This is a genomic window from Streptomyces sp. NPDC051364, assembly GCF_040682115.1.
Taxonomy (GTDB): domain Bacteria; phylum Actinomycetota; class Actinomycetes; order Streptomycetales; family Streptomycetaceae; genus Streptomyces.
Map to the genome: position 1 here is coordinate 179872 of NZ_JBFBAH010000005.1, position 23059 is coordinate 202930.

A 23059-nucleotide genomic window follows, 5' to 3' on the forward strand; every position below is an offset into this window, starting at 1 on the left:
GCACAATGACGGAGTGATCAACGACAGCAGCACGATCGTCGCCCTCGACTTCGCCGGCCGCCGGGACGCCGAGGCGCTCGTCGACCGCCTCGGGGACGCCTGCGGCCACTACAAGATCGGGCTGGAGCTGCTCACCGCCGCCGGGCCCGGCCTCGTCGAGCAGCTCGTCGGGCGCGGGCACGAGGTGTTCCTGGACCTGAAGCTCTTCGAGATCCCGAATTCCGTGGCGGGCGCGGTGCGCGCCGCGGGCGTGCTGGGCGCGTCGATGGTGACCGTGCACGCGATGGGCGGTACGGGGATCATGGCCGCGGCGGTGGACGCGGCCCGGGAGTTCCCCGGGCTGCGGGTGCTCGCGCTGACGGTGGTCACGAGCATGACCGGGAGCGACCTCGCCGACATCGGCGTCGGCGCGACGACCGACGAGCAGGTGCAGCGGCTGGCCCGGCTGGCGGTGGGCGCGGGGTGCGACGGGGTCATCGCCTCGCCGCGGGAAGCCGGGGCGCTGCGGGACGTGCTGGGGCCGCGGCCGCTGATCGTGACGCCGGGCGTCACCCTGGCCGGCGGGGAGGCGGGCGAGCACGCCGCCCGGGCCGGGACGGCGCAGGCCGCCTTTGCCGCCGGGGCCTCGCACGTGGTGGTGGGGCGGTCGGTGACGCGGGCCGCCGACCCGGTGGCGGCGCTGCGGCGGGTCCGGGAGGGCGGGTAGCGGCCCGGATCGGCCTGCCGCCGGCCGCCGCGCTCTGGACTCGCCGTCGCCTCCGCCGCGCGGGCTGTTGGCGCTGGTCCTGCGCGAGGAGAACGCCGAAGCCTGACGGGCACCCACTCCAGTGGGTGCCGACGTTGTCCACAGGCTGGGGATTGTCCACAGGCGCGAGCGGGATCCGGCGGGGCGGCGGATCGTGAGGGGTGTCCGGGCGATGGGCCCGGACACCGGAACTCAGCTCACTGGTGGTGGCCGTCATGTCCAGGACCTCGTACGTCCCTTCCCCTTCGACTCCTTCCCTTCCTTCCTCTCTGTCCGCTCCTTCCGCTCCCTCTGCGTGTCCCCCTGTGCGCCCGGTGCCGGCCTTCCCCCCGCTTCGCGTCGGCCGGGGCGGGGACCGGCTGCGCCGCGCCGTACGGCGTCGGCGGCGGGCCGCGTCGGCCGGGCTGGCCGTCCTGGCGGCCGCACTGGCGGTGGTGGGCGGGACGGAGGCGCAGGCTTCGCGGGGCGCGGCGCCGCCGGAGGTGAAACCGCCGCCTGCGGCAGTGCGGTGGGTGTCGGCGCCGGTGCGCATCGCGGACGCGGCGACGGTGCGGCTGCTGCGGTCCGGGGACCGGGTGGACGTGGTGGCGGCGGAGCGCGCCGGCCCGCCGAGGGTCGTTGCCGCGGGGGCCCGGGTCGTCGAAGTACCTGCCCCGGAGAAGGGCGTTGGGGACGGCGGGGCGCTGGTGGTCCTGTCGGTCCCCCGGGACACGGCGCGGGCTCTCGTGGGGGCGGGCGCAGTGGCACGACTGGCGGTGACGTTGTGCTGAATCGGACGGGCGTGCAGCCAAGTCATCACAAGACGGGCCCCGATTGGACACGCCGGGACCGGACTGCCGTAGCTTTCGGAACCGTTGGCTCCATGTTCGGCGGATTCGAAGAGAGGCTCAGTGGTGAGCGAGAAGAAGAAGGAAAGCGTTCTGGCAGGCTTCAAGGCCTTCCTGATGCGCGGCAACGTGGTCGACCTGGCGGTGGCGGTCGTCATCGGCGCCGCGTTCACGAACATCGTGAACTCGGTGGTGAAGGGGATCATCAGCCCGGTGGTGGGCGCCATCGGTACGAAGAGCCTGGACGGTTACACGTCCTGCCTGAAGGACCCCTGTGGCATCGACGCGAAGGGGGAGCCCACCGGCGTCAACATCCTCTGGGGATCGGTGCTGAACGCCGCGCTGACCTTCTTGATCACGGCCGCGGTCGTCTATTTCCTGATGGTTCTGCCGATGTCGAAGTACCTCGCCAAGATGGAGCAGCGCCGCCGGGCCAAGGAGGGTGTCCAGGAGACCATGGAGATCACCGAGCTGGTGGTCCTCAAGGAGATCCGGGACGAGCTGATCGCCCAGCGCAGCCAGAATGGGCAGGGCGGCCAAGGCGGGTATGGCGGCCAGGGCGGGTATGGCGGCCAAAGCGGTCACCCCGGCTCGGGGTACTAGCAGGTCAGATGTGGTGCGGCGGCTTCTCGTCGAGGAAGCGGGCCAGGTCGCCGGCGCTCCCGCCGGCGTGCGGCCGCTCGCCCCATCCGCGGTCGGTGTCGTCCGCGGACTGCTGGTCCAGCGGGTCGTCGAAGACGAGCCGGGGCCTGGGCTTCGCCGCGGGCGCGGCCTCGGGCCGGGATTCGGGCTTCGAGGACTGCGGGTCGGAGGCGGGGGCGGTGCTCATGCCTCCAGGGTACGGCCGCCCCCGGCCGGGGCTGCGCCCCCGGAGCCGGCCGGGCTCCGGGACCCGCCCCAGGCCGGCCTGCTGCGGTTCGGCGGGCCGGCCGGGACGGTCGGCCTCCCGGCGCAGGACGTCGAGCAGTCCGGGGAAGCGCGTTCGAGGCCGGCGCGGCGCAGCGCGGGCATCAGAGGAGAACGTCGCGCGGGTGACGGGACAAGGTCCCGTCACCCGCAGTGCGCAGGTCAGCCCGCCGTGCGCAGGTCGGGCCCGCAGTCCCTAGTGGGGTGCGTAGGCCGGAGGGGTCCGCGGCCCCGCCGGCCGCGCGCCTCGCCTGCCGACCGGCGTACGGCTGGTGTCCTGGCGGTATGACGTACGTACCGATGACCTCCCGCAGCCGGGCCGAGGGCCACCGGGCCTCGACCCCTCTGGAGCTGTTCTTCGACCTCTGCTTCGTCGTCGCGGTGGCGCAGGCCGGCCGGCAGCTCGTCCACGCGCTCGCCGAGGGCCATGTCGGCGCCGGCATCACCGGCTACCTCTTTGTGTTCTTCGGCGTCTGGTGGGCCTGGATGAACTTCACCTGGTTCGCCTCCGCCTACGACGTCGACGACGTGCCGTACCGGATCGCGACCCTGGTGCAGATCTCCGGCGTGCTCATCTACTCGGCCGGGATCCCGCGCGCCTTCAACGACAACGACTGGACCATCTCCGTCATGGGCTACGTGGTGATGCGCCTCGCGCTCACCGCGCAGTGGCTGCGCGCCGCCGCCGGGGAGCAGGGTCCGGCCCGCCGCTGCGCGCTCACGTACGCGATCGGACTGGTGATCTGCCAGGCGGGCTGGGTGGCGCTGCTCGCGGCGCCCGAGCCGAGCCGCAGGTGGCTGTTCCTGGTGCTGGTGATGGCGGAGCTGCTGGTCCCGGTGGTCGCCGAGCGCGGCTACCAGACCCAGTGGCATCCGCACCACATCGCCGAGCGGTACGGCCTGTTCACCATCATCGTGCTCGGCGAGACCGTCGCCGCCAGCACGGTCGCGGTCCAGTCGGCGATCGACGAGCACGAGGCGCTGGGCGAGCTGCTGCCGATCGCGGCGGGCGGGCTGCTGCTGGTCTTCGCGGCCTGGTGGATCTACTTCGCCGTCCCCGCGCACGACCGCCTGCAGACCAACCGCCAGGCCATCCCCTGGGGGTACGGGCACATCGTGATCTTCGCGTCCGCCGCGGCCATCGGAGCCGGGATCGAGGTGGCGATCGAGCACGCGGTCGGCAAGGCCCACATCTCGAGGCTCGCCGCCAACCTCGCGGTGACCGTGCCCGCGGCGCTGTTCCTCGCCTTCGTCTGGCTGCTGCATTCGCGCCACTTCAAGCGCGGTACGGCCCAGCAACTGGTGCTGCCCGTCTCGGCGCTGGGGATCCTCGCGTGCGCGTGGACCGGCGGGCAGGCGGTGCTGTGGGCGGGGCTGGTCGCCGCGGCCACCGTCGCGGTGGGCGTGACCTTGGCCCAGCGAGAGCGTTCTGGTGCGTGAGGACGGCGGGCGGCGACGGCCGCCGCGGCCCCGGCGAGCGCGCCGGCGACAGGAAGAAGAAACGATGAACGTCCCGGTACAGCGGTACGCGGACACGGGCTCGGGCCCGGCGGTGGCGGAGTACGGGGAGCTCGCCGACCCGGCGTTCTGGCAGCAGCCCCCGGCCGCACGGCTCGCGGCGTTCGCCCGGCTGCGGGCGCTGGAGTCCCCGGTCTACGTGCCCGAGGGGAAGGGCCGCGGCCACTGGGCCCTGGTATGGCACGCGGACGTGCAGGAGGCGAGCCGGCTCCCCAAGGTGTTCGCCAGCGCGCCCGGGGTGACCACGCCCGAGCCGGCCCGGTGGGTGCGGGCGCTGTTCGGGGACTCGATGGTCAACCTGGACGGCGCCGACCACGCGCAGCTGCGCAAGATCGTGCAGCGGGCGTTCACGCCGCGGCTGCTGGCGGCGGCCGAGCAGGACATCCACGCGGTGGCAGCCCGGATCGTGGACGACGTACTGGAGGACGAGCCGGACGAGTTCGTCTCGGCCGTGGCCTCGCGGCTGCCGCTCGAGGTCATCTGCAACATGATGGGCATCCCGGAGCGCTACCGCGCCGAGATCGCCGACCGCGTCAACCACGCCTCGGAGAACATCGGTGTCGAGCGGGGCCTGGCCTCGCGGCTGCGGATGCCCGGGCGCGGACTGCGGGCCTTGGCCAAGATGCAGCGCATGGTCGCGGGCATCGGGCGGGAGCGGCGCAAGAACCCCACCGACGACCTGATCTCGGCGCTGGTCTGCGCGGACGTGGACGGACAGGCGCTGAACGCCCGCCAGCTCGGCGCGTTCTTCTCGCTGCTGATGGTGGCCGGGGTCGAGACCACGCGCAACGCGATCACCCACGGGCTGACCCTGCTGACCGACCACCCTGAGCAACGGGACCTGCTGCTCGGGGACTTCGAGACGTACGCGGACGGCGCCGTGGACGAGATGATCCGGCACTCGACGCCGATCATCCAGTTCCGCCGGACGGTGGCCGCCGAACACACCCTGGGCGGCCACCTGTTCCGGCCCGGCGACAAGGTGGTGCTGTACTACGCGTCCGCCAACCGCGACGAGGCCGTCTTCCCCGACCCGGACGCCTTCGACATCACCCGCTCGCCCAATCCGCACCTGGGCTTCGGCGGCGGCGGCCCGCACTTCTGCCTGGGCGCGCACCTGGCCCGGGTGGAGATGAAGGCCCTGTTCCGCGAGCTGCTGACCCGGCCGGTCGGACTGCGGGCGGTGGGGCTGCCGGACCTGGCGGGGTCGAACTTCGACAACCGTGTCCGCTCGCTCCGCTTCGCCTTCGAACGCCCGTAGGGCCCACAGGGCCGCGGGGCGGGGGAACCGGCCACCGGGCAGGCTGGGGGCCCGGCGGCCGGAGCGGGGGCCCGGTCTCCCTGGGGCCTGCTACTACAGGCGCCGGACCGCGAGCACGCAGTGGGCGCTGCCCGTGAGCACGGCCTCGTCCCCGGCGAACTCCTGGAGGGTCTTCGGCTCGACCGGCTTGCCCGGGACGGCCTCCGGCCAGGCGCGCGTGGCGAAGAGGAAGTAGGCCTGGCCGCTCTCGGTCGCCGCGGCGACCCACTCGTCCGGGGCGGTGCAGGTCGCGTTCAGCCCCGGCAGGGTCAGCGCGACCTGGTTGTCCGCCAGCACGATCTGCACCGGGAAGACCGCCGGGTTGCGGGTGCCGTCCATGACCACGTCACCGATGGGCAGGCCGATCTCCTCCAGCAGCCCGCGGGCAGCCTTCTCGCCGGCCTCCCGCCCCTGCGGACCGTCGCCGAGGGTGTAGGCGAGCAGGTACGGGATGTCGTGGCCCTCGGAGGGGTCGCCGATCCAGGCGAGCACGGAAAGGGTGCCGAGCTGGGACCGGTCGATTTCGGCTTGAGTTGAAGTCATGCGCCGCACCCTAGTGGTCTCTCCCGCGCCCCTTTCAGGCCTTTCACCCGGGCGGGCTAGACGGCCCAGAATCCCTCTCCGGAATTCGCCTGCATGTTCGCGTCCTGGTACTGGAGCCGCACAATGCGCGCCTTTTCCGGGATTTCGAACACCACCCATCCCTCGGCCCGCTCACCGACGGCGAGGGAATCGAAGACGAGCGGTTTGCCTGTCGTCAGTTCACCGGTCGGCACCACCGGGTGGCGACCCCCCGCGCTGTCGTACGCCCACATGCGCCCGAGGGCCCCGTACGAGGCCCCGCCGACGTTGACGAACGACATCGAGGCGGCCACCCAGCGCTTGCCCGCGGGCGGCGCGTAGTTCTTCTCCACACTGACCGCGGGGTCGACGTAGGCGGTGAGCACGGCCTGGAGGTGCCGGCCGACCTGGCGGCCGTGCACCCGTACGGAGTCACCCACATGGGCATCCTTCGAGGCGGCCTGCACCGCACCCGGGGCCGCGGCCGCGGCCGCCGGATCCTCCTCGGCGCCCGGCGCGCCGTCGTCCACCGGGACGGCGGGCGCCGCGGCCGGGGCGAGCGCAGCCCCCTCGGGGGCGCCCGAACAGGCCGTGGCACCGAACAGCAGGAGGGGCAGGAGAGCGGCGGCGAGGACGGAAGCGGACTGGCGCATGCGCGATCCCTTCGGGGACCTTCGGGGGTGTATTCCGGTCAGTCTCACGCGCCCGAGCGGGCAATTGCACACACCGACACGGGCGTACGGAAGGAGTTGCCCGCCATCTGCCAGCACAATGCGTTTCGGCGCATTTGTGCCGACCCACCCCCCCATGGAGGATTCATGAGAGCTTCCACCCGCCGACTGGCCGTCACGGTGCTTTCCGCGCTGGCCGCGGCCACCGTGTTCACCACTCCCGCCGGCGCCCGGGCCAGGGGCGATGAGATTTCCGTACAGAAATTCGGTCACATCTCCGACGACGGCCACGTCACCCTTTTCGGGACCTACACGTGCCGGCCCTCGTCACCCCGTGGAGTGCAGATCCAGGTCACCCTCACCCAGGACACCGACGCCCAGGGCACCACCCGCCTGGGCTTCGGCGGCGAGGAGGCCGTCTGCGACGGGCAGGAGCACGACTGGTCCGCGTCGGCCCCGCTGGACCTGGTGCACCTGCAGCCGGGTGCGGCCAGTGCGGAGGCCAAGCTCCAGTCCGCGAGCCTGCACTCCGGGTTCGCCCTGCGCGTGTCCTACCTGGCGAAGACGGAGCGGGAAATCCGGCTGGAGGAGAAGCACCGCTGACGCACCCGGCCGTAGCCGGTAGCCGCCGCTACCGGCAGGCGGGCGCCACGCCGGTCATCGACATGAACGCGACGGTCCGGCAGCCGGTATCGGGATGCGGGCGCCCCGTCGTGCGGTGCGCGGCCGTCGGGCCCCCGACGGCCAGCAGGAGCAGCGCGAGCAGAGCGGTCGTGGCGCCCTTGCCCGGCCGCTTGTTCAGCCGGTGCACGGCAGGATCCGTGTGCATACGGTCGTGCGTTCCATGGACCGCATCATCACTCCACCCCCGGTACTCCACAACTCGGGGTGACCGTCCGGTCGCCCCGCGCCCCTGTCACCCCATGCTCCGGACGCTGCCCGCGACGTCGAACTCGCACCACACGGCCTTGCCGTCACCCCGGGACTCCACTCCCCAGTGCGTGGCCAGCGCGTCCACCAGCAGCAGCCCGCGCCCTGTGGTGGCGGCCTCGCCCGGGGTGCGCCGGCGCGGCCAGACGCTGGAGCGGTCCTTCACCCACAGCCGGATCCGCCGGACCGGCTCCGGCAGCACCTCCATGGTCAGCACCGCCCCGCCGTCCGTGTGCAGCAGGGCGTTGACCAGCAGTTCCCCGGCCGCCAGTTCCACGTCGTCGGCGAGCTCCGGCATGCCCCAGTCGCGCAGCGCCTGACGCAGGGCGTAGCGGGCCTCCGAGAGGCCCTCCGGGTCCGCCTGGTGGATGTACTGGTGGATCCGCGGGGCCCGGTGGGTGCCCGGGTCGGGGGCCCGGCGCAGCACCAGCAGGGCCACGTCGTCGCCGGAGCCCCAGCGCTCCCAGAGCCGGTCCGAGAGGTGGTCGGCGAGCGCCCCCGCCTCCTGCGGCCCGCTGCGCACGGCGTGCGCGAGGGCCTCCATGCCCTGGGTGATGGCCGTACCGGGCTCCTCCACCAGGCCGTCGGTGCACAGCACCAGCGTCTCCCCGGGGACCAGGTCGAGCCGGGTCTCGGGGAAGTCCTCCTGTTCGAAGACCGAAGCCAGTCCGAGCGGCAGCCCGCCGCGTACGTTGGGCCAGCCCGTACGCCCGTCCGTGTGCCGGATCAGCGGCCCGAGATGGCCCGCGCGGACCGCCCGTACGCCGCCGGTCTCCAGGTCGACCTGTGCGTACATGCAGGTCGCGAAGCGCTCGGTGTCCAGCTCGGCCAGGAAGCGCGAGGCCCGGGCCAGCACGGTCGACGGCGGATGCCCCTCCCCCGCGTACGCCCGCAGCGCGATCCGCAGCTGGCCCATGATCGCCGCAGCGTGCGTGTCGTGGCCCTGTACGTCGCCCACGACGATGCCGACCCGGTCGCGGGGCAGCGCGATCACGTCGTACCAGTCCCCGCCGACCTCCCGCCCGCTCCACGCGGAGTGGTACCGCACCGCGATCTCGCCGCCGCTGATCTCCGGGATCCGGCGCGGGAGCATCGAGGCCTGCAGGCCGGTCGCGAACTCCCGTTCCTGGTCGAACAGGAGCGCCCGCTGGAGGGACTGCGCCACGATGCCGGCCAGGCCCAGGCACAGGTTGCGCTCCTCCGGGCTGAACTCGCTGCGCCGCCGGTAGAACAGCACGAGCCCGCCGATGGCCTTGGCCTGCGCGATCAGCGGCAGATAGGCGGCGGCGTCGAAGCGGATCCGGCGCAGGTAGTCCGCGAGCAGCGGGAACTCGCCCGCCAGCTCGGCGAGGGAGGTGACGAAGCGCGCCTTGCGGGTGAGCACCGCCTGCGACAGCGGCAGCGAGCCGTCCAGCCGGGTGAACTTCCGCTCGCTGAGGATCTCCAGCGACTCCCCGCTCAGCGCGATGATCTTGATGGCGCCGTTCTCGACGAGCCCCAGGGCCAGCCCGTCGGCGCCGAGCCGCTCCAGGGCTCCCGCCCCGGTCAGCGTGGCCGTGACGTCGTCGACGGTCACCGCCCGCGACAGGGCCTCCGTCGTCCGCTGCACGATGGTCGCCTGCTGGGCCCGCGCCGACTCCAGCTTCCGCAGGATGGTGGCGTGCGTGAGCTCGGCCGTCGCGTCCCGCACGATCCCGACGATCCGCAGGGGCCGCCCGGCGTCGTCCCGCATGATCCGGCCCTGCGTGTGCGTCCACTGGTCGACGCCGTCGCGCCGTTGCACCGTGAAGTACGAGCCGTACGTCTCCGCACCGCCGTCCAGGGCGGCCTGCGTGGATTCCGCCAGCCGTGCACTGTCGTCGGCGGGAATCCGCAGACCCAGCCCGTCCGGGGTGTCGCCGAACTCCTCCCGCTCGAGGTCGAAGACCACGAGCCCGGCCTCGTCCAGCAACAGCGTCCCGGCATCCAGGTCCCACTCGAAGCTGCCCATGCCGTTGAGCGCGAGCCGCTCCCCGGGCCCGGTCACAGGATCCAGCCGGCCCTGCTCGGATCTGTCGCGCTCCGCCGCTGCCACGAGAACACCACCTAACGGCCGGGCCAGCACGGCTGGGAGATGAGCCGCTCCCACTCCTCGTCAGGATGCCCCGGAAGGGTGCGCCCGGCCTCCTGCCAGCGCTTGACGAGGGACAGGTAGATGGTCGACTGGTCCGGTGCCGCATGCGCGGGAGGGGCGTACGGTGAGGCGGTCCTGGGCGCGGCAGCCCTGGTCGTGGCAGGCCTGGGCGCGGCGGGCTGCTCCGCCCGGCTGGCGGGAATGCGCACCCAGCCACGGCCCTGTGCTCGCTGCTCCGCACTCATCGCGGACCCCTCTCGACCTCACCGCAGAGACGTCTTCGGATGCCCGGCACCGGCCCGGTCGGGCCGCACGGTCCCGGCGGAGCCCGTCGGCCTGCCCCGGGCGCCGAGGCGCTTTCGGACTCCTCCGACCAGTCTCCCCGCCGTGAACCCCGCACCGTGCACGAATCGCATGGAAGGGCCGAATGAGGGAGCCGTCAGCAGCCCCGCGAAGAACAGACCGGGCCAGGAGGACTCGAAACCGGCGCTCAGCTCCGGCGTGCCGCTGTCCCCGACGGTGTCGAGGACGGCCTGCAGCCGGGCGTCCAGCAGCTCCAGCCGGCCCAGGTGCGGGGTGAACCCGGTGGCCGCGACGACGTGCGCGACGTCCAGTACGACGGACTCCCCGGCCGCGGTGGTCAGCCCGAGCCGGGTCCGCCCGCCGACCGGCACCGCCCGGTGCAGCCGGTGCCCCAGCAGTACCGGGACGCTCCGCTCGAAGCGGTCCCGCAGCCACCAGGCCCCGGCGGGCCCGAGCGCGGTCGCGGCGATCCGTTCCCTGGCCGGCGCGGGCAGCCGGCGCACCGCCCAGGGCAGCTCCGACCACACCCAGCTGCGCCAGCCGGTGCCGAGGCCGCTGTGCGGATCGCGCAGGGCGCGCACGGCCGGGCGCTCCAGCGGCTGGGGCACGGTGTTCCAGTTCAGCCGGGACCGGCGGGCGACGAGGCAGGGCCGGGCCCCGTTCTCGGCCAGCAGGGCGGCGGTCTCCAGGGCCGCCTGCCCGGCCCCGACCACGGCGACCTCCCGGCCGGCGAACCGGGCCAGGTCGCGGTGGCCGCTGCTGTGCGAGCAGTGCCCGGGGGGCAGGTCCCGCAGCGCCTCGGGGAGGTGCACGAACGGCATCACCCCGACGGCGATCGCGACCGTCCGGGCGAGCAGCGGCGGCCCCTCGGCGGTGCGGATCAGGAAGCCGTCGCCCTGCGGGCTGACCTCGGTGACCGTCACCTCCTCCACCTCGGGCGCGGCGTGCCGGGCGAACCACATGCCGTACGAGCTGAAGGTGCCGATCGGGAGCGGGCTGCCGTGTTCGGCCGCCAGCCCGCGGGTGGCGCAGTACGCGGCGAGGGTGTGCCGGCCGCCGGGCGCGGACAGGTTGGAGGACCACGGCTCCGACTTCAGGTACATGCCCTCGGGCATGTGGTCCCGCCACGAGGCCATGGGCCGCCCCAGCACCCGTACGCCGAGCCCCGCCGCCACCGCGTGGGCGGCGATCGACAGCCCGTACGGCCCGGCGCCGACCACGACGAGATCGTCCACCCGCGTCACCGCTGTCCCCCCAGTCTCATGGACCCCTTGCCCGTGCCACTGCCTCCGGCGGTACGTGTGACGGGCACGCGCGTCGCCGGAGGCGGAGGCGGGGACGGGGGCCGGGGCGGGGGCGGGTGGCGGGGCGTCATCGGGTCACCAGTTCGTCCGGTTCGGCGGGGGCGGTCGGCGGGGTCAGGTCGCGGGCACGCTGGCGCGGGGCGCGGACCACGGCCCGGGCCGTACGGCGGCCGTGCGCCGGGACACCGCGCAGGGCGCGCACGCCCTTCCCCGCGCCCCGGCCCAGGAACGCGGCGAGCATCGCGAGGAACGGCATCGGGTCGTCGGCGGCGAACCAGGCCGCTTCCACCCGCCCCCGCTCCGCCTGCGGCGCCACCCGTGCCGGCCCGGCCCTGCCGCCCGCGGCACGCTCCTGCCCGGCCCCGGCGTCCTCGGCTGCCGAGGGGGTCGGGAGCGGCGGGCGGGCCGGGGACCGCCGGGGGAGCCGGCGGCTGCGGAGCGACGCCAGCAGGGCGTAGTTCTCCGCGACGAACACCCGGCCCGGGCCGCCCGCGGGCTCCGGGACCTGTTGCCCCGTCAGATCCAGGTACATCGCCTGAACCACGTCCAGCCCGCCCGCGTCCGTGAACAGCCGGAACTGCGCGCCCGGCCGGGGGTTGAAGTCCACCAGCCGGAAACAGCCCTTCTCGTCCCGGCGGAAGTCCAGGTCCAGGATCCCCTGGTAGCCCAGCCGTTCGGCGAGCCGCAGCCCCGCCTCCTCCACCGCCGGATCCGGCAGCCAGCGCCCCACCGCCGTCAGCCCCGTCCGCACCGGCCAGGACAGCTCCTTGCGGCCCGACCCCGCGAGCAGCGGGTGCCCGCCCCGGGCGAAGGCGCCGTGGAAGAACCAGTCGGTGTCCGTCCCGGCCGGCAGGAACCGCTGGAGCAGCAGCCGGCTCCCGGCCTCTGCCGTGCGCTCGTACAGGCGGCGCGCCTCGGCGGCGGTGTGCACGAGCGTGGTGCTGCGCAGCCCGCCGCCCGGGGGCAGCAGCCAGGGCCGGCTCCACTTGGCCACCACCGGCAGGCCGAGGCGCCATGCGGCCTCCGTCGCTTCGGCCCCGCTCGCCGGGATCACCGTCTCCGGATGCGGGATGTCCCAGCGCGCGCACAGCCGCGACAGCTCGGCCTTGTCCGCCACCCGCGCCGGCAACCCGTCGGGCTGATGGGGGATCCGGAACCGCCCGTTCAGCATCGGCGCGATCCGCGCGACGGCGATGGCGCTCAGGTCGTCCATCGCGACGAGCACCGCCGGCCTGCCGATCCGCTCCGACACCCCGACCAGGCACTCCAGCAGCGCCTCCGGAGCCTCGGGGTCCAGCCCTCCGGCCGGCCCGGGATGCACGGCGTGCAGGTAGCGCGAGCGCCCCATGGGACCTCCCCCGGCCTCGACGACGGCATGGACCTCCACGCCCCTCCGCCCAAGAGATCTGACGGCACCGAGGGTTCCGTGGTGGAACGGATTCCGATCGAGTCTGAGCACTACAGCGGGCACATTGCTGTCGAACGCGTGCATGGGAACGGTGTCTTTCACCTAGTCGGACCAAGCGGGGAGGATGCGCAGCTGCGAATGGCCTACGCAGCGGTCACCGGACAGGCCATTCGTCAGATGTGATGCCTAACGTCTTCGACAAGCACACCGATTCAGGAAAGCTCGGGAGACGCCATGCCCAGACCACACCGCCGACTGGCGAGCACCTGCATCGGTACGGTCACGGCCGGACTGCTCGCCACCGGGGCCGCGCTCGCGGCCCCGGAGAGGGAGCAGCCCAAGGGCTCCGACATCGCCATGGGCGCCTTTCTCGACTCCGGTCCGCCCGGAGTCGCCCGGATCCCGAACCTGTCGCGCTGGCTGGGCGGCAAGGAGATCCGGGTCGGCCACACCTATCTGCCCGGAGACCGCTGGGCCCGCATCGAGGGCCCCGACTTCCTGGAGCCGTGGGCCGAGTGGCGCCGCGCCAAGGCGGACCGGCTCTTCATCCTGAACGTGCCCATGCAGGAGCACAACGAGGACCGGGTCCCCGACCGCCGGGTGGCCCAGCTGATCCGGGCGGGCGCGCAGGGCGAGTTCGACCGGCACTTCGAGAAGCTCGCCGAACGGCTGGTGGCACTGGGCATCCCGGACACGGTGATCGTGCTCGGCTGGGAGATGAACGGGGCCACGTACACCCACCGCTGCGCGCCTGACCCGGAGGGCTGGAAGGAGTACTGGCGGCGGATCGTCAACACGATGCGTTCCGTCCCCGGTGCGGAGTTCAAGTTCGATTACGCCCCCAACCGCGGGTCGGACGCGATCGGCTGGACCAAGTGCTACCCGGGCGACGACGTGGTCGACATCGTCGGCATGGATTCGTACGACCAGGCTCCCGGCAGGACCTTCGACGAGATGATCAAGCAGCCGTACGGGCTCCAGCAGCATGTGGATTTCGCAAAAGCGCACGGCAAAGAGATCTCGTACCCGGAGTGGGGGCTGTTCCGGCACGGGGACAACCCGGAGTACGTACGGCGCATGCTGAAGTGGATCGAGCAGCACAAGCCGCTCTACCACACCATCACGGACTACTGCCCGCACGGCGTGTGGCAGTGCAAGCAGAACCCGAAGTCCACGAAGGCCTTCCGCGGCGCGCTCGCACCCCAGCGTCCGGACCCGGTCCCGACGCCCGTCGTGCCCACGCCGGTCATCCCGACGCCGGTCGTGCCGACCCCGGTCGTACCGACGCCCGTGATCCCGACCCCGGTCGTGCCGAGCCCGCAGATCCCGACCCCCGAGATCCCCGTGCCCTCCCCGGCGGTCCCGTCGCCGCAGGTCCCGGAGGTCCCGGTGATCCCGAGCCCGCAGGTCCCGGTTCCGGTCCCCTTGCCGGAGACCCCGAGCACGAGCCCCGAGCCCGTGCCGGTCCCCGAGCCCGTTCCGGTGCCCGTGCCCTCGCCCGAGGTCCCGGCACCCGAGAGCCCCGCCCCCGAGCCCGTGCCCGTGCCCTCGCCGGCGGTCCCGTCGCCCGAGACCCCGGTGAACCCGAGTCCGGACCCCGTCCCGGTGCCGGTCCCGTCGCCCGAGATCCCGAGCCCGGTCCCGTCGCCCGAAATCCCGGTCCCGGTCCCCGTCCCGAGCCCGGTCGTGCCGAAGCCCGAGCCCGTCGAACCGCCCGCCAACAGCACGGAGTGGTGCGTGCCGCTCAACTTCGGCGAGTGGCTCTCCAAGCTGGTCGGCAAGCAGTCGGTCTGCATCAAGATCAACTGGGGCAAGGACTCCGGCTTCTGGCCCTGGTAGACCCGTCATCGGACCCGCAGTTCGTTGAGCCGCGCCCGCCAGTCCCTGGCGGCCGGCAGGGCCTCGCGCAGCGCGTCCACCGCCCGCTCGCGCCCCGTCACCTGCGATTCGTGCAGGCGGAGCAGGGGCGCGAGCGCCGTCCTGGCCAGCAGGAACCGCTGGTTGACGACCGTCTCGGGCCGCCAGTGGTTCTTGTACGGCTCGTTGCCGCGCAGGAAGCTCACCACCGGGCGGCCCTCGGCGAGGGCGCGGCCGGCCTCGTAACGCAGCAGCAGCGTCGCCACGTCCACCTTGCGGGTCCGCAGGTCCGGGTCCGCCCCGTACAGGTAGCCGCCGCTCAACGCCCCCGACAGCAGGGTGACGTTGGCCGCCACCACCTTCCCGTCCAGCCGGAACTCGGTCAGCCGGCCCTGGCCGACCCGCACCATCCGCCGGGTGGCCCGGGTCAGGTGCTCGGCGAAGCGGGGCCTCAGGTGCTCCGGGGTCACCCCGCGGCCGCGCCACTGCTTCTCGTGGAGCCGCAGCAGGGTCCGTACGGCACCCGGCACTTCCTGCTCGGTGACCTCGTGCTCCTCGATCCCGGCCGCGTCCGTCTTGCGCAGCTTGGCCCGGACCCGCTGGGCGCCGGAGGCCGGCATCCGCTTGACCAGCTCGTCGAACGGCAGCGCGGGCAGCTCCATGCAGGTGGAGTCGGCGAGCTTGCTGCGGATCCCGGGCCACTGCCCGAACAGCGCCTCGGCGGCGGCCCCGGGCCGTACCTCGCGCAGGTCGACGACCGCGCCGCGGGCGGCCCGGTGCAAGCCGTGGGCCAGCGCCGGGACGACCTGGTCGGCGTACTCGGCGGCCACCAGGACGTCGAAGTAGTCGGTGATACCGCCCCCGAGCGGCACCAGCAGCGGCAGCGGCCGGTGGACGAGCATCAGCGCGCACGCACCGACGAGTTCCCCGCCGCGCCGTACGAGCACGATCCGGAGCCGCCCGTCCCGGCCGTACGAGAGCCACCAGGAGTGCAGCCAGGCGTGGCTCTGGAAGGGGGTGGCGGTGGGACAGGCCCGGAAGAGCCGGTTCCACGGCTCTTCCAGCGCGGCGAACTGCCGGGGGTCGCGGCACAGCGTCACCGACAAGACCCCGGCGGAGCCCGAAGTCATCGCACGGGCTCCTTCTCCTTGGTCTCGTTGTGGTCGCCCTGGGCGGGCAGGGAGGCGTACTCCTCGACGACCGGCTGCTCCTCGGGCCGGCGGGTGCGGCCGGGCCGGGCCAGCAGCCACAGCCCGCCCAGCAGCCCGCCGGCGCACAGCCCGACGGCCCCGCTGACGGTGGCGGCCGGCGAGGCGGGCTCGCTCGGCGCGACGGCCTGGTTGAACAGCAGCAGCTGGACGCCGGTGTTCTTGGCGGCCTGATTGCTGCTCAGCGAGAGCGCGTCGGCCACGGCGTTGGCGATGTCGGCGGCCTCGGTCGGACTCTTCGACGTGCCCGTGATGGCGATCATCGGGGACTCGGGGGAGGTCTCGGCGCGCACCTGCGTACGGAGCCGGCGGGCGCCGATGCCCGCGCGGGGCTGGGCGTACGCGAGGGTGGAACTGCTGGTGGCGATGCGCGCGTACGCCTGCGCGAAGCCGAGGGCGGTGGCCGGCTCGGTGGTGTCGTCCGGGACGGCGACGACGTAGCTGGTGGCGGCGTACTCGGGCGCCTTGAGCACCCCGTACGCCCCGCCCGCGGCCAGCCCCAGCAGGGCGGCGACGGGCAACGGCCACCACGCGGGCGGCGGCAGCAGCCGTACCCTGCGACGACGGCGGTCGGTCTTCTTCTGATCGGCGGTGTCAGCCATCTACGTGCCTTCCTGGAGGAATGGAGTTCTTTCGGGCCCCGAGTCGGGAACCCCTTCGGCGCTGCGTGAGTCAACCGGCCGGCGGCACTTCCAGCCCCGCCGCCGCCTGCGGCGCGGGGGTCGGGGCGGCGCCCCTCAACTCCGGACCCGGGGCCAGGCTCAGCCCCGTCGGCGTTTGAGGCGCGGGGTCCGGGGCGGCGCCACGGGCGGACAGGGCCAGGGCGTAGACCGCGAGGAGTTGGTCCGCGCTGCTGGCGATGTCGTAGCGGCGGACCACCGGGGGCTGGGGCAGGCGCCGCGCCCCCGCCTCCATGTGCCCGCGCAGGGCGGCGACCAGCTCCTCCGTCCCGGTCCCGATCCGCCGCGCCCCCGGCGCCTGCGCCGCCGGGAGGTCGTCGATCGCCGGACAGGTGACGTGCAGGACGGGCAGCCCCGCAGCCAGGGCCTCCACGACCGCCAGCCCGAACGCCTCCTCCCGCGACGGGGACACGAAGACGTCCATCGCGGCCAGCAGCGCCGGGATCCCCGGCGTCCGCCCGTCCGCGCTGTCGCCCACCGGGTCCCGCTCCCCCAGCAGGTGGATCCGGCTCTGCGCGCCGAGCTCCGCCGCCAGCCGCCGCAGCGCGGCCCGCTCCGGCCCGTCCCCGGCCAGCAGCAGATGCGCGCCCGGCAGCGCCGCCACCGCCCGGACCAGCGAGTCGAACCGCTTGCCCGGCACCAGCCGCCCGACCCCGCCGACCACGAACGCCCGCTCGGGCAGCCCGCTGCGGGCCCGCGTGGCCCTGCGCACGCCCTCGTCGAAGCGGAAGCGGACGGCCTCGATCCCGTTCGGTACGACATGCACCCGCGCAGCCGGCACCCCCCAGCCCACCAGCCGCGCCGCCACGGTGTCCGACACCGCCACGGTTGCCGCGCCCAGCCGCTCACTGGCCAGGTACAGCGCCCGCACCCCGGCCGTCAGCGGCCGGCCCTCCATCTCGCCCTCGCCGAGGGAGTGCTCGGTGGCCACGGTCGCCCCGACCCCCGCGAGCCGGGCCGCGATCCGCCCGTACACGCAGGCCCGGTACAAGTGCGTGTGCACCAGGTCGTACTGCTCGCGCCGGATGAACCGAACCAGCCTCGGCAGCGCCCCCAGGTCCCGGTTGCCCCGCATGCCCAGGTGCACCACCCGGACCCCGTCGGCCCGCAGCCCCTCGGCCACCGGCCCGGGGTTGGTCAGCGTCAGCACGTCGCAGCGCATCGGCATGTGCCGCAGCAGCAGGCGCAGCTGCTGCTCGGCGCCGCCGACCCCGAGCCCCGTGATGATGTGCAGTGCCCGCACGGACTTCATCGGTGCACCGCCCGCCGCAGCTCCCGCACCCGGTGCCGCAGCTGCTTGATCCGCAGCCGCCCGGGCCCGTCCGCCTGGCTGACGTGGGTGCGCGGCAGGGCGTGCGGGCCGGCCAGCCGCCCGGGGTCGATGGCGCACGCGTACCCGTACCCGGCGGCCCGCGTCGCCGCGACGACCCGCTCGTCGAGGTGCCCGTACGGGTAGCAGAACCCCTCCGGCAGGGTCCCGGTCAGCTCCCGGATCAGCTCGCGGCTGCCCCGCAGCTCCTGCTGGAGGATGTCGTCGGCGGTCGCGGTGAGGTCCTGGTGGAGCAGCCCGTGCGAGCCGATCTCCTGCCCGGCGGCGGCGACTTCGCGGATGCCCTCGGCGGTCAGCAGGGACTTGCGCGGGCCCAGCGGGTCCCACACGTTGTCCACCCCGAGCCGCCCGGGCAGGACGAACAGCGTGGAGGTGCAGTCGTGGCGGCGCAGCAGCGGCAGCGCCCGGGTCAGGTAGTCGGTGTAGCCGTCGTCGAAGGTCAGCCCGACGAGTCCGGCGCCGCGCCCGGCCGCACAGGCCCGGAGCAGTTCGCCGACGGACACCCCGCGCAGGCCCCGCGAGCGCAGCCACAGCAGCTGGGCCTCCAGCGTGCCCGGGGTGACGGTGATGCCGTACGGGTCCTCGGCGGGGTCGGTGAACTCGGTGACCGAGTGGTACATCAGGACCCACGGCGAGGCGGTCCGGCGGGCGGGGACCGTCGCGGCGGCCGGCGCCGTGCGGGTGTCAGCGGGCATTGCGGAACCTCTGGGTCATCTGGGTGATCTGGGCGGGCAGGGCGGTGATCTCGAGCGCCCGTATGGCCATGCCGCAGGCGCCGAACATGGCGGGGACGAGCAGGCAGCCGAGTGCGGCGCTGAGCAGCGGGTCAGGGATCATCGGCCCGGCGATGTAGCCGGTGCCGCAGGCGCCGACGGCGGCGACGGAGAGCCGGCCGATGCTGAGCGCGACCCGCCGGACCTGGATGGCGACGATCCGCGAGCCGAGCCCGGTGAGCAGCAGAACGGCGGTGGTGGAGATGCCGGCGGCGTTGGCGGCGGCGATGCCGTACGTGCCCCACCAGCGGACGGCGAAGGCTCCGGCCACGATGTTGACGAGGAGTCCGGCGCCCATCGCGAGCGCCGGGAACCAGGTGGGCCGGGCGGTCGAGAAGAAGGGCCGGGACAGCGCCCCGACGAGGCAGTGGCCGAGCAGTCCGAGGCCGTAGACCCGCATGACGGAGGCGGTGGCCAGGGTGTCGCGGTGGGTGAAGGCGCCGCGTTCGAAGAGGACCTGGATGATCTGGGGCGCGTACCCGATGACGAGGGCGCTGCCCATGAGGACGGCGAGGGAGGCCAGTGCGAGGTCCTGTTCGACGCGCCGCCGGGCCTTCTCGCGCTCGCCGCCTGCCATGGCCTGGGCGACGACGGGGAAGGTGACGGTGCAGATCATCAGGGACAGCACCATCGGCATCTGCGCGACCTTCTGCGCGTAGTTCAGGTGCGAGATGGCCCCGGGCGGCAGCGAGGCGGCCAGGAACCGCTCGACCAGGACCTGCGACTGCCGGAACACGGCGAAGAAGATCACCGGGGCGATCAGCCCGAACGCCATCAGGGTGGGCCGGTCCCGGTCGCGCTGGCTGCGCGGCGCACCCTTGGCGCGGGACGGGCCGAAGCCCACGTTCCGGATGAACGCGGGCAGTTGGACCAGCACCATCAGCAGCCCGCCGACGGCGACCCCGGCGGCGGCGGCCCGCACCCCCCACGCCGCGTTCAGCGCGACCATCGTCCCGATGATCCCGACGTTGTACGAGACGTAGATCGCGGCCGGTGGCACGAACGAGCGGTGTGCCCTGAGCGCCGCGCTGAAGTACCCCGCGATGCCGAACGACAGCACGGTCAGCGCGGTCATCCGGGTGCACTCCACGGCCAGGTCCGGGTCCGGCAGTCCGGGCGCGAGCACGGCGACGACGAGCGGCGCGGCGACGACGAGCACGGAGGCGACGGCGGCCAGGAACACCGCCAGCCGCGGCAGGGTCGCCCCCACCAGCAGCCGTACGGGGTCCTGCGTGCGGGCCTCCTTGCGGGTGAGCCCGGCCCGGCAGGCCGCCCGCCGGGCCAGGGCATGGCTGAACGCGGGCACCATCAGCAGCGCCATGGCGTCCTCGATCAGCAGGGTCGAGGCCATCTCGGGCACGGTCCAGGCGATCAGGAAGGCGTCGCTGTCGTGCCCGGCCCCGAAGAGGTGCGCGATGGTCTGGTCCCGGACCAGCCCGAACACCGCCCCGGCGGCGGTCAGTCCCGCCGTGACGGCGGCGGCCTTGGCCAGGAACCTCCCCAGCGGAGCCGGCGCGTTCCCGCCGCCGGACCCGGTTCCCCCGGTCCCGCCGACCGCCCGCGCACGGCCGGGGCCGGCCGGGTGGACCGGGGCGACCGGGGGAACCGGGGGAACCGCAGTGACCGGAGCCGGTTCGGGGTGCGGCGGACGGCCCGCAGCCGCGGCGACTTCGGTCGCCGCGGCCGCGGGCCGCCGCCAGGGCGTCGTATCCGTCACCGGCCGTCCGCACCCGGTACGGCGCGCAGGCCGGCCGCAAGGCCGGTGCGCCCGCCCGCAGCCGCGGCGAGGGCGGCGGCGTCCTGCCGGGAGGGCAGGGCCCACCAGGCCGCCAGGCCGATGATCACCCCGGTCAGGACGGTGGACGGCCCGCCGATGTCCGCGTACAGGAAGTCGGTGAGCTGCCAGACGAACAGCCCGATCGCGATCAGCCCGCAGTCCTGGAGCTTGGAGTCGCCCGTGGCGCACCGCCGCAGTCCCGCGACCAGCAGCGCCGCCCAGCCTCCCGCCAGCGCGGTCAGCCCGACCAGGCCCTGCTCGCTCAGCACCAGTAGGTACATGTTGTGCGGGGAGAGCAGCGGCTGGCGGATGTACGCCTGCCCCGCGCCGGCGGTGTCACTGCCGGAGGACAGCCCCAGCGAGGAGTGCCCGTCCCGGTTGGCCGGGAAGCCCTTGAGGCCCACCCCGACGGCCGGCCGCTCGCGCCACATCGACTCGGCGGCGGCCCACATCGTGTAGCGGTCGGTCACCGACTGGTCGGGAGCGCTGGAGACCTGGGTGATCGAGGTCAGCCGCTCCACGACCATCTCGGAGCCGACCCCGAGCCCGCCCACCAGCACCACACCGGCCGCGGCCAGCGCGAGCAGCACCTTCAGGGCCCGCCGGATCCCGGCCAGCAGCATCACCAGCACCGCCGTGCCGGCGGTGGCGATCCAGGCGCCCCGGCTGAACGACAGCACCAGCGGCACCACCAGTACCAGGGCAGCGCCGCCCGCCAGCTGCCGTACCCGGCGCGGCAGCCCCGGCGCCAGCGCCGCGGCGGTCGCCACGACCAGCCCGTACGCCACCACCGTGGCCATGCCCATCACGTCGCCGGGGCCGAAGGTGCCGACGGCCCGGACGTCCTCGCCCTGGTACGAGGCCCCCGTGTGGGTCGCGTACTGCACGACCCCCACCGCGCCCTGCACCAGCGCCAGCACCACGAAGCACCCGGCCGCCAGCCGGAACTCCCCGGCGTCGCGCACCAGCAGCACGATCGCCGCCGGGACCAGCACGAACACCTGGAGGTAGCGCACGAAGCCGGGCAGCGCCACGTACGGGTCCCCGGCGGTCGCGGTCGCGACGGCCAGCCCCACGGCGGGCACGCCCAGCACCAGCACGCCCAGCGGGCTCAGCTCCCGCACCCGCCCGCGCAGCGCCTGTACCGCGCACACGAACACCAGCAGCAGCGAGGCGGCATCGGCCGGGCCGACCTTGCCGGAGGCGCTCGCGTCGCCCGCCGCGATCGGGGCGAGGAGCAGCAGGACGGTCGCGGCGAGCGGCAGCAGCGGCCAGTGCCGCCGCAGCAGCCCCGCCGCGTCGGGCCGGTACCCCACCGGGGATAGGGCGAGGCTCATCAGCTGCCCCCCAGCCGGAAGCGGAAGAAGGAGGCCGCGGTGCGGGCGAGGATCCACAGGTCCTGCCACAGCGACCAGGTGTCGATGTAGTGGTTGTCGAAGCGGGCCCGGTCCTCGATGGAGGTGTCCCCGCGCAGGCCGTTGATCTGGGCGAGCCCGGTGATGCCGACGGGCATCCGGTGCCGGGCCTCGTAGCCGGGGTGCACGGCGGCGAACTTCGCCACGAAGAAGGGCCGTTCCGGCCGCGGTCCGACCAGGCTCATGTCACCCCGTACGACGTTCCACAGCTGCGGCAGCTCGTCGAGCGAGGACTTGCGCAGGAAGGAGCCGACGGGGCTCATCCGGTGGTCGCCCGCGACCGTCCACCGGGTGGCGGACTCATGCTCGTCGGCGCGCAGGGTACGGAACTTCAGCAGCGTGAAGGGGCGCCCGTACAGGCCGGCCCGCTCCTGCCGGAAGATCACCCCGGGCCCGTCGGAGATCCGTACGGCGAGCGCGCACAGGCCCATCACGGGCGCGGCCGCGATCAGCGCGATCGCGGCCAGCAGCCCGTCGACGGCCCGCTTCACCCAGCGCTCCACCGGCCGGGACGGGCGGGGCAGCAGCGGCTGTACGGCGTACCCCCACAGCTGGTCGGCGGGCTGCGCCACCCGCATGCCGGTCACCTTGGCGGTGCCGGCCGGGTCGGCGAGCCAGAGCCGGCAGCCGTGGTCGTGGAAGAGCCGGACGAGGGAGGCGGTGCGCTCGTCGGCCTCCGGCGGGCGGGTGAACACCGCGTGCAGGACCGAGTTCTGGATGACCGCGCGCCGGATGTCCTCGTGGGTGGCGAGCACCGGCACGCTGCCGCTGGCCTCCTCGGCGGCGCCGGTGTCCGCGAGCCCGACGGGCCGCAGCCCGTACTCGGGGCGCCCGTGCAGGGCGGCGGCGACCGCACTCGCCCCGGCGCCGGGGCCGACGACGAGGGCGGAGGCGGGGCGGAGGCGGGCGGAGCGGCGGCGGAACCGGTTGACGAACCCGCGGCCCGTGCACGTCAGGAGGATCTGCAGACAGACGGCGCTCAGCAGGGCCGGCCATCCCAGGGCCTGGCCCGGTGCCGCGGCGGCCACCACAGCGGCGGCCCCGCACCACAGGACGGCGGCCCGCCCGGCCATTGCGGGCAGTTCGAGCAGCGCGGAGGGCGCGAGCCGCGGCCGGTACAGCCCGGCCTGCGCGTGCAGCGCGGCGGCCAGCACGGCGATCGGGGCCGCCGCCTCGGCAGGCAGCGCCGCCCCGGGCCTGGCCAGGGCCGTCGTGGTGAGTACGGCGGCCAGTGCATCGACGGTCAGCAGCGGGAAGACCCCGTCGCGGCGCCGGACCCGGTGCGGCCGCACCAGGGGCCGGGCCGGGTCGGCACTGGGCCGGCGTGGGGGGTGGATGGCGGTCACGGACCGTCGGACGGCTGCGGTGCCGGCGGTGCCGCCGGCGGGCCCCGTGCCGCCCTGCCCGGTGTGCCGGGCGGGTGCGCTGTCCAT

Annotated in this window: 22 protein-coding genes; 7 read left to right on the forward strand and 15 right to left on the reverse strand. The window is 74.2% G+C overall.

Features of this window, described 5'->3' with window-relative positions; translation table 11 throughout:
- The first annotated feature begins 13 nt into the window (after positions 1 to 13).
- From pyrF to mscL, 3 genes are all read left to right on the forward strand, one after another.
- On the forward strand, positions 14 to 706 hold the full coding sequence (gene pyrF / locus AB0M76_RS12855; protein WP_365952906.1) for an orotidine-5'-phosphate decarboxylase: 693 nt from the start codon (positions 14 to 16) through the stop codon (positions 704 to 706).
- Positions 707 to 1059: 353 nt separating this feature from the next.
- Positions 1060 to 1515, forward strand: a complete 456-nt coding sequence (locus AB0M76_RS12860; RefSeq protein WP_365952907.1) for a hypothetical protein — start codon at positions 1060 to 1062, stop codon at positions 1513 to 1515.
- A gap of 123 nt (positions 1516 to 1638) precedes the next feature.
- Positions 1639 to 2175 (forward strand): large conductance mechanosensitive channel protein MscL, encoded by a 537-nt coding sequence (gene mscL / locus AB0M76_RS12865; protein ID WP_365952908.1) that lies wholly within the window; start codon positions 1639 to 1641, stop codon positions 2173 to 2175.
- Positions 2176 to 2179: 4 nt separating this feature from the next.
- Here mscL and AB0M76_RS12870 read toward each other — a convergent pair whose 3' ends face one another.
- Positions 2180 to 2401 carry a hypothetical protein gene (locus tag AB0M76_RS12870; RefSeq protein ID WP_365952909.1) on the reverse strand — a complete coding sequence of 74 codons (222 nt, stop codon included), beginning with the start codon at positions 2399 to 2401 and terminating at the stop codon, positions 2180 to 2182.
- A 362-nt stretch (positions 2402 to 2763) separates the two neighbouring features.
- On the opposite strand from AB0M76_RS12870, the gene AB0M76_RS12875 reads away from it, so the two are divergent.
- Positions 2764 to 3918 carry a low temperature requirement protein A gene (locus tag AB0M76_RS12875; RefSeq protein WP_365952910.1) on the forward strand — a complete coding sequence of 385 codons (1155 nt, stop codon included), beginning with the start codon at positions 2764 to 2766 and terminating at the stop codon, positions 3916 to 3918.
- A gap of 64 nt (positions 3919 to 3982) precedes the next feature.
- Positions 3983 to 5257: a cytochrome P450 gene (locus tag AB0M76_RS12880; RefSeq protein ID WP_365952911.1), complete on the forward strand. Its 1275-nt coding sequence runs from the start codon at positions 3983 to 3985 to the stop codon at positions 5255 to 5257.
- A 93-nt stretch (positions 5258 to 5350) separates the two neighbouring features.
- Here AB0M76_RS12880 and AB0M76_RS12885 read toward each other — a convergent pair whose 3' ends face one another.
- On the reverse strand, positions 5351 to 5839 hold the full coding sequence (locus AB0M76_RS12885) for a DUF5949 family protein (RefSeq protein ID WP_365952912.1): 489 nt from the start codon (positions 5837 to 5839) through the stop codon (positions 5351 to 5353).
- Positions 5840 to 5895: 56 nt separating this feature from the next.
- Entirely contained in the window at positions 5896 to 6510 is a 615-nt protein-coding gene (locus tag AB0M76_RS12890) for a hypothetical protein (RefSeq protein ID WP_365952913.1), read from the reverse strand.
- A gap of 165 nt (positions 6511 to 6675) precedes the next feature.
- Here AB0M76_RS12890 and AB0M76_RS12895 point away from each other — a divergent pair, with 165 nt between their 5' ends.
- On the forward strand, positions 6676 to 7131 hold the full coding sequence (locus AB0M76_RS12895; protein ID WP_365952914.1) for a DUF6299 family protein: 456 nt from the start codon (positions 6676 to 6678) through the stop codon (positions 7129 to 7131).
- A 28-nt stretch (positions 7132 to 7159) separates the two neighbouring features.
- On the opposite strand, the gene AB0M76_RS12900 is transcribed toward AB0M76_RS12895, so the two are convergent.
- The 5 genes from AB0M76_RS12900 to AB0M76_RS12920 form a co-directional block, all read right to left on the reverse strand.
- On the reverse strand, positions 7160 to 7357 hold the full coding sequence (locus tag AB0M76_RS12900; RefSeq protein WP_365952915.1) for a hypothetical protein: 198 nt from the start codon (positions 7355 to 7357) through the stop codon (positions 7160 to 7162).
- A gap of 87 nt (positions 7358 to 7444) precedes the next feature.
- Positions 7445 to 9532, reverse strand: a complete 2088-nt coding sequence (locus tag AB0M76_RS12905) for a SpoIIE family protein phosphatase (protein WP_365952916.1) — start codon at positions 9530 to 9532, stop codon at positions 7445 to 7447.
- 11 nt (positions 9533 to 9543) lie between these two features.
- Entirely contained in the window at positions 9544 to 9816 is a 273-nt protein-coding gene (locus tag AB0M76_RS12910) for a hypothetical protein (RefSeq protein WP_365952917.1), read from the reverse strand.
- An 18-nt stretch (positions 9817 to 9834) separates the two neighbouring features.
- A complete protein-coding gene (locus tag AB0M76_RS12915; protein WP_365952918.1) occupies positions 9835 to 11109 on the reverse strand; it encodes an NAD(P)-binding domain-containing protein in 1275 nt (424 codons plus the stop codon).
- A 136-nt stretch (positions 11110 to 11245) separates the two neighbouring features.
- Positions 11246 to 12670, reverse strand: coding sequence for an ATP-grasp domain-containing protein (locus AB0M76_RS12920; RefSeq protein WP_365952919.1), 1425 nt, complete (start codon positions 12668 to 12670; stop codon positions 11246 to 11248).
- Between the two features lie 150 nt (positions 12671 to 12820).
- Between AB0M76_RS12920 and AB0M76_RS12925 the strand changes: the two genes are divergently transcribed.
- Entirely contained in the window at positions 12821 to 14425 is a 1605-nt protein-coding gene (locus tag AB0M76_RS12925) for a glycosyl hydrolase (protein ID WP_365952920.1), read from the forward strand.
- Between the two features lie 5 nt (positions 14426 to 14430).
- Here AB0M76_RS12925 and AB0M76_RS12930 read toward each other — a convergent pair whose 3' ends face one another.
- From AB0M76_RS12930 to AB0M76_RS12960, 7 genes are all read right to left on the reverse strand, one after another.
- A complete protein-coding gene (locus AB0M76_RS12930) occupies positions 14431 to 15573 on the reverse strand; it encodes a GNAT family N-acetyltransferase (RefSeq protein WP_365952921.1) in 1143 nt (380 codons plus the stop codon).
- Positions 15570 to 16253, reverse strand: coding sequence for a lipopolysaccharide biosynthesis protein (locus AB0M76_RS12935; protein WP_365952922.1), 684 nt, complete (start codon positions 16251 to 16253; stop codon positions 15570 to 15572). Before AB0M76_RS12935 ends, AB0M76_RS12930 begins: the two co-directional genes overlap by 4 nt.
- 70 nt (positions 16254 to 16323) lie before the next feature.
- Positions 16324 to 17574: a glycosyltransferase gene (locus tag AB0M76_RS12940; RefSeq protein ID WP_365953186.1), complete on the reverse strand. Its 1251-nt coding sequence runs from the start codon at positions 17572 to 17574 to the stop codon at positions 16324 to 16326.
- Between the two features lie 5 nt (positions 17575 to 17579).
- The gene (locus AB0M76_RS12945; RefSeq protein WP_365952923.1) at positions 17580 to 18356 is read right to left on the reverse strand and encodes a polysaccharide deacetylase family protein; all 777 of its coding nucleotides are present in this window, start codon (positions 18354 to 18356) and stop codon (positions 17580 to 17582) included.
- Positions 18346 to 20151 (reverse strand): lipid II flippase MurJ, encoded by a 1806-nt coding sequence (locus AB0M76_RS12950; RefSeq protein WP_365952924.1) that lies wholly within the window; start codon positions 20149 to 20151, stop codon positions 18346 to 18348. The genes AB0M76_RS12945 and AB0M76_RS12950 overlap by 11 nt, the downstream gene beginning before the upstream one ends.
- Positions 20148 to 21548, reverse strand: a complete 1401-nt coding sequence (locus tag AB0M76_RS12955; RefSeq protein ID WP_365952925.1) for an O-antigen ligase family protein — start codon at positions 21546 to 21548, stop codon at positions 20148 to 20150. The genes AB0M76_RS12950 and AB0M76_RS12955 overlap by 4 nt, the downstream gene beginning before the upstream one ends.
- Positions 21548 to 23059 (reverse strand): exopolysaccharide biosynthesis polyprenyl glycosylphosphotransferase, encoded by a 1512-nt coding sequence (locus AB0M76_RS12960; RefSeq protein WP_365953187.1) that lies wholly within the window; start codon positions 23057 to 23059, stop codon positions 21548 to 21550. Before AB0M76_RS12960 ends, AB0M76_RS12955 begins: the two co-directional genes overlap by 1 nt.